This window comes from Alistipes sp. CAG:29, assembly GCF_000435435.1.
In the GTDB taxonomy this organism is placed as follows: domain Bacteria; phylum Bacteroidota; class Bacteroidia; order Bacteroidales; family Rikenellaceae; genus Alistipes; species Alistipes onderdonkii.
In genome coordinates this window covers 1-4,731 of record NZ_FR893488.1, presented here as the reverse complement: position 1 = coordinate 4,731, position 4,731 = coordinate 1, and the positions used below count along the sequence as shown (strand labels likewise).

Genomic DNA, 4,731 nt, shown 5'->3' with positions numbered 1-4,731 from the left:
GGCAGCGGCAGGCCGAAGCCTCCCCCGGCGGAGGTCTGCAAACACGCTGCGCATGTTTTCAAACCCCGCAGGCTTCGTCTGCAATCTTAAAATCAAACAAAATGGAACCGAATCAAAACCCCGCGCAGGAACAGCCTGTGCAACCCATAGTCCCCCAAACCACGCGGGCCGCGCAACAGCCGGACATCGAACAGATCGTCGCTCCCGCCATGGAACCGGCACAGCCCGCCGCGCAATCTGCCGCGCAACCCGCACCGCAACCGCAACCGCAACCCGGGCGCCCCGACGAACTGCTCTACGACCCCAACGAAGCGGCGCAGATGATCCGCCACCTGACGGACGGCTATTTCGACCCGGAATACGTCCTGCTTTTCGGAAAGCTGGCCGGCGGCACGCCCCACAGCGATGCCGTGGCCTACGACCTGCTGATGGTCGTGCGCGAAACGCCGGAATACGACTGGATTCGGGCAAAACGCATCCTGCGGTACAGGATGCCGTACCGCTACCGGAAGGTCTCCTACATCAATCCCTATATCCTGCCTTTGAACTATGTCGAATCGCATCGGACGCCGTTCCTCTACTTTGCCCATGCCGAGGGTGAACTATTGCATTGCAGCGACCACTATCGGTTTCGCCGCCCGAAGCACCCGATTGACTTTGCCAAAGCCTATGCCGACGCCAAATTCCATTTCGACACGTTCCGCACGCTCGGCAACGACCTGCTCGAACAGGCGCAGGATGCGTTTGCCGGTGGCCGCAACGTGCGTCTGGCGGCACAGTTCTCGGCGCAGGCGATCGTCTATTTCTACCACACGCTCTACTATGTCTATCACGGTATGGAGTTCGACATCCATGATCCGGTCGTGATGCACGACCGGATGCGGACGCTTTCGACAAAGCTGATGCTGGTATTCGACGACAACCATATCGAAAACATTTTCACGCTGCCATGGCTGAAACAAATTTTGATGAAAACGCCGTATAGCGCCGAATTCTACATGGCTCCGCAGGAATTGGAAATGCACATGGGGCGTGTTCAAAAGGCTGCCGAAATAATCGAAAACTACTGCGGCCTGCGGCTGGAACTCTATAAAGAACTGGGCACACAATAGGCCACCCCGACACCTGAATAAGACAAGAGGGGCTGTGATAGCCCCTCTTGCTGTCGATTCTTCATACATTCGGCGGAAAGAGAGGGATTCGAACCCCCGGAGCCTTGCAGCTCAACGGTTTTCAAGACCGCCGCAATCGACCACTCTGCCATCTTTCCGGGGACAAAAGTAGCACGGTTTTTCCATTCTGCCAAATCTTTACCCCGATTATTTCCGGGGCGGCCGGAGCGGGACTTCAAATCAAGGACATTATTTTTGACTTTTAGGAAAATTCCATATCTTTGTCAACAAGTTAGGTAAGGTCGCAACTTTTCACACATTATAGAACATGAACAAAGCGCAGCTGGTCGAGGCGGTAGCCCTCGACGCTAACATCTCGAAAGTCGACGCGCGCAAGGCGGTCGATGCCATCATCCGCGTGACCGTACACAGTCTCCGGCAGGGTGAGCGCCTTACCCTCACCGGGCTCGGGACATTCAGCGTGCAGCAGAAATCCGCACGCATGGGCCGCAATCCGCGCACGGGCGCCCCGGTGAAGATCCCGCCGCGCAAGGCCATCAAGTTCCGCCCCACGGCCGAGGTCGAGTAATTTCCACTGCGTTTTTTAACTTTTTTCACACATGCCAGAAATCTCACAACGCGCCGAGCTGATGCCGGCTTCACCCATACGCAAGCTCGTCCCGTTGGCCGAAGCCGCCCGGGCACGCGGCACCAAGATCTACCACCTGAACATCGGCCAGCCCGACCTGCCGTCGCCGCAGACCGGGCTCGACGCCCTGAAAAAGATCGACCGTACGGTGCTCGAATACAGCCCCAGCGACGGGTACCGCTCGCTGCGCGAGAAACTGGTAGGTTACTACGAACAGTTCCAGATCAAGCTCTCGCCCGACGACATCATCGTCACGACGGGCGGTTCCGAGGCCGTGCTGTTCGCTTTCATGTCGTGCCTCAACCCCGGCGACGAGATCATCGTCCCCGAGCCGGCTTATGCCAATTACATGGCCTTCGCCATCTCCGCGGGGGCCGTGATACGTCCCGTGGTTTCGTCGATCGAGCAGGGATTCGCACTGCCCGACGTCGCGGAATTCGAAAAGCTCATCAACGACCGCACGCGCGGTATCCTGATCTGCAATCCCAACAACCCCACGGGGTACCTGTACACACGCAAGGAGATGAACCGCATCCGCGACCTGGTCAAAAAATACGACCTGTTCCTCTTCTCCGACGAAGTCTACCGCGAATTCATCTACACCGGGTCGCCCTACATATCGGCCTGCCACCTCGAAGGCATCGAGCAAAACGTGGTGCTGATCGACTCGGTGTCGAAACGCTACTCGGAGTGCGGAATCCGTATCGGGGCGCTCATCACCAAGAACCGGACGCTGCGTAACGCCGTGATGAAATTCTGCCAGGCGCGCCTCTCGCCCCCGCTGATCGGACAGATCGTCGCCGAGGCTTCGATCGACGCGCCGCGATCGTACAGCACCGAAGTCTACGAGGAGTATATCGAACGGCGCAAATGCCTGATCGACGGGCTGAACCGCCTACCAGGCGTATACTCGCCGATCCCGATGGGCGCCTTCTATACCGTGGCACGGCTGCCGGTAGAGGACAGCGACGATTTCTGCGCATGGTGTCTCTCCGACTTCGACTACGAAGGCGAAACCGTAATGCTCGCCCCCGCATCGGGCTTCTACTCCGATCCGGCGTGCGGCCGCAACGAAGTCCGCATCGCCTACGTACTCAAGAAGGAAGACCTCGAACGGGCGTTGGTCGTACTGGGCAAGGCGCTCGAGGCATATAACAACCGGAAATAGCCCGACCGGCAATCTCGGACACGCAGTGCGGCACGGATAATGCCGCACTTTTTTTTGGAAGCCGGAGAGTCCGGCCCCACCCGGCGTTTCGGCCAATCCTATACCATATAGGTCAATTTTCAGGAATTTTAGACCAAAAAATTTGGGCGGCAGAGATAGTTTTCCTACTTTTGCCCTCGATTTTTACACGCCGCAACAGGCGTATAGTACAAACCAAACCAATACGTTATGAAAAAACTTTTCCTTCTTCTGGCCACCGCTGCCGTCACTTCGGGAGCATACGCCGAAGGATATCAAGTGAACAACCTCTCTTCGAAGCAGAACGGTATGGGACACGTGGGTACGGCCATGAAGCTTAACTCCGAGTCGATCTGGTTCAACCCCGCCGCCGCCTCGTTTCAGGACACCCGATTCGACATCTCGGTCGGCATCACCGGCATCGCTTCGAAGGCCACCTATACATCGCTCCCCGACTATACGGGCAAGACCAAGCCGCAGCACTACACCTCGGACAACAGCATAGCGACCCCGCTCTACGCCTATTTCAACTACAAACCCCTCGACTGGATGTCGGTCGGCCTGGCTTTCAATACGCCGTTCGGCTCCTCGATGGACTGGGGCAACAACTGGCCGGGGGCGCAACTCGTCCAGTCGATCAACCTCAAGGCCTACAATATCCAGCCTACCGTCTCGTTCAAACTCTGCGAACACCTCTCCATCGGCGGCGGTCTGATGATGACCTGGGGCAAGTTCGACCTTTCGCGCTCGCTGCTGCCTATCGGCGCCGACAATCCGCAGAACAAAGCGCTCATGGGCGCATTGCAAATGCTCAACCCGCAAATGCCCGACCTCTTCGAAATGGCCGGGGACAAAAACCTGATATCGCTGGGGCTCGAAGGCAAAGCCAAAATGGCCGTCGGAGTAAACCTCGGTGTGATGTGGGACATCAACGAACAGTGGTCGCTGGGCTTTACCTACCGTTCGAAACTCAAAATGAAGGTGGATTCGGGTTCGATCGACCTGCGTATGATCGACAATACCCAAATCGCCCAGGTCATCGGACAGCTCCTGCCCCAGTTGGGTCTCGACCCCGCCAAGCTCACGTCGGCCGTCGTGAAGACCGAGCTGCCCCTGCCGGCATCGCTGACGTGGGGTGTCAGCTTCCGTCCCGTTCCGAAATGGGAGTTCGCCGTCGACCTGCAATATGTGCTCTGGAGTGCCTACGACAAACTCGACGTCAAGATTCTCGAACCGAGCAGCAACACCCCCGTACTGAACATCCCGGTCAGCGATAAAAAATACTCCAACACGCTGGCGTTCCGTTTCGGCGGCCAGTACCACGCACTCGACTGGCTGACCGCCCGTATGGGTATGTACGTGGATGAAAGCCCCGTGCGCAGCGACTACCTCAATCCCGAGACCCCGTCGATGACCAAGCTCGCCTATACGGCCGGCGTCACCTTCCGCCCGATCAAATGGATGAATATCGACATCGCATACGGCTATGTCAATTCGGCCGATCCCGAACGTACGGGCTCCTATCCCTACACCAATTCGGTGCTGGGCATCGTGAACGAAAAACTGGCGGCAGCAGGCGTTCCCGAAAGCCAGCTCACCAATCCGGTCACCGATTTTTCGGGTAATTACACCGCCCGTGCCCACACATTTTCGATCGGCGTAGGGTTCAGTTTCTAAAACCGGGAAAAATTATTATATTTGCGCTGCGCTTTGCAGAAAAGTGCGCCGCAATTTTTATCCGGCCTCATAGTTCAAGGGATAGAACGAGGGTTTCCTAAACCGTG

Annotated in this window: 4 protein-coding genes and 1 tRNA gene; 4 read left to right on the top strand and 1 reads right to left on the bottom strand. The window is 57.2% G+C overall.

The window, feature by feature from the left end; all coding sequences use genetic code 11:
* Nucleotides 1-101: 101 nt before the first annotated feature.
* Nucleotides 102-1,112 (top strand): hypothetical protein, encoded by a 1,011-nt coding sequence (locus QVP03_RS10950; protein WP_022333475.1) that lies wholly within the window; start codon nucleotides 102-104, stop codon nucleotides 1,110-1,112.
* A 73-nt stretch (nucleotides 1,113-1,185) separates the two neighbouring features.
* Here QVP03_RS10950 and QVP03_RS10945 read toward each other — a convergent pair.
* Nucleotides 1,186-1,270: transfer RNA gene (locus QVP03_RS10945), tRNA-Ser, on the bottom strand.
* Between the two features lie 170 nt (nucleotides 1,271-1,440).
* Here QVP03_RS10945 and QVP03_RS10940 point away from each other — a divergent pair.
* From QVP03_RS10940 to QVP03_RS10930, 3 genes are all read left to right on the top strand, one after another.
* Entirely contained in the window at nucleotides 1,441-1,701 is a 261-nt protein-coding gene (locus QVP03_RS10940) for an HU family DNA-binding protein (RefSeq protein WP_022333474.1), read from the top strand.
* 31 nt (nucleotides 1,702-1,732) lie between these two features.
* A complete protein-coding gene (locus QVP03_RS10935; RefSeq protein WP_022333473.1) occupies nucleotides 1,733-2,929 on the top strand; it encodes a pyridoxal phosphate-dependent aminotransferase in 1,197 nt (398 codons plus the stop codon).
* A 228-nt stretch (nucleotides 2,930-3,157) separates the two neighbouring features.
* Complete coding sequence (locus QVP03_RS10930) at nucleotides 3,158-4,624, top strand: OmpP1/FadL family transporter (RefSeq protein WP_022333472.1); 1,467 nt, start codon at nucleotides 3,158-3,160, stop codon at nucleotides 4,622-4,624.
* Nucleotides 4,625-4,731 lie beyond the last annotated feature (107 nt).